Raw genomic sequence first — 1,545 nt, forward strand, 5'->3', positions numbered from 1 at the left:
TCGGCTCTTATACACGCTGCTACTATGGTAGCAGCGGGAATTTTTCTTGTAGCTCGGCTTCTTCCTCTTTTCATAGTCATACCTTACATAATGAATCTAATATCTTTGATAAGTATAATAACAGTATTATTAGGAGCTACTTTAGCTCTTGCGCAAAAAGATATTAAGAGAAGTTTAGCCTATTCTACAATGTCTCAATTGGGTTATACGATGTTAGCTCTAGGTATGGGGTCTTATCGAGCTGCTTTATTTCATTTGATTACTCATGCTTATTCGAAAGCATTATTGTTTTTAGGATCCGGATCAATTATTCATTCAATGGAAGCTATTGTTGGATATTCTCCAGATAAAAGTCAGAATATGGTTCTTATGGGCGGTTTAACAAAACATGTGCCAATTACAAAAACGGCTTTTTTATTAGGCACACTTTCTCTTTGTGGTATTCCACCTCTTGCTTGTTTTTGGTCCAAAGATGAAATTCTTAATGATAGTTGGTTGTATTCACCAATTTTTGCAATAATAGCTTGTTCCACAGCAGGATTAACCGCATTTTATATGTTTCGGATCTATTTACTCACTTTTGAGGGGCATTTAAACGCTCATTTTCAAAATTATAGTGGAAAAAAAGGTAGCTCGTTCTATTCAATATCTCTATGGGGTAAAGAAGGACCAAAAACGATTCAAAAAAAATGGAATTTATTAACTTTATTAACAATGAATAATAATGAAAGGGCTTCTTTTTTTTCGAAGAAGACATATCGAATTGATGGTAATGTAAGAAAGATGACGCGACCTTTTATTTCTCATTGTGGTACTAAGAACACTTTCTCATATCCCCATGAATCAGACAATACTATGTTATTCCCTTTGCTTGTATTGGTCGTATTTACTTTGTTCGTTGGAGCCATAGGAATTCCTTTCAATCAAGAAGGAACAGATTTGGATATATTATCAAAATGGTTAACTCCGTCTATAAACCTTTTACATCAAAATTCGAATAATTCTGTGGATTGGTATGAATTTGTGACAAATGCAATTTTTTCAGTCAGTATAGCGTATTTGGGAATATTTATAGCCTTCCTTTTATATAAGCCTGTTTATTCATCTTTACAAAATTTGAACTTAATTAATTCATTTGCTAAAATGGGTCCTAAGAGAATTCTTTGGGACAAAATAACAAATGTGATATACAATTGGTCATATAATCGTGGTTACATAGATGCTTTTTATGCAACATCTTTAACTAAGAGTATAAGAGGATTAGCTGAATTAACTCATTTTTTTGATAGACGAGTAATTGATAGAATTACGAATGGGGTTGGTGTTACGAGTTTCTTTGTAGGAGAAGGCATCAAATATGTAGGAGGCGGACGCATCTCTTCTTATCTTTTCTTGTATTTATCTTATGTATCCATTTTTTTATTAATTTACTACTTTTTCTTTTTTAATTTCAATTAAATTTTGAATTTGAATTAAACCAGAATCTGTTTTTCTCTTCTTTAATTATTTCAAACTTCTTAAATTGAAAGTGGAATTAATCCTTTG

Annotated in this window: 1 protein-coding gene; it reads left to right on the top strand. The window is 31.8% G+C overall.

The genetic code is table 11. From position 1 onward, the window contains the following. Nucleotides 1-1,458: proton-conducting transporter transmembrane domain-containing protein (locus HLA95_RS30285; RefSeq protein WP_222185117.1), on the top strand; the 1,458-nt coding region annotated here is incomplete at its 5' end. Between the last annotated feature and the right edge of the window lie 87 nt (nt 1,459-1,545).

Origin of the sequence: Geminicoccus harenae (assembly GCF_019800005.1) — a bacterium.
GTDB lineage: Bacteria > Pseudomonadota > Alphaproteobacteria > Geminicoccales > Geminicoccaceae > Geminicoccus > Geminicoccus harenae.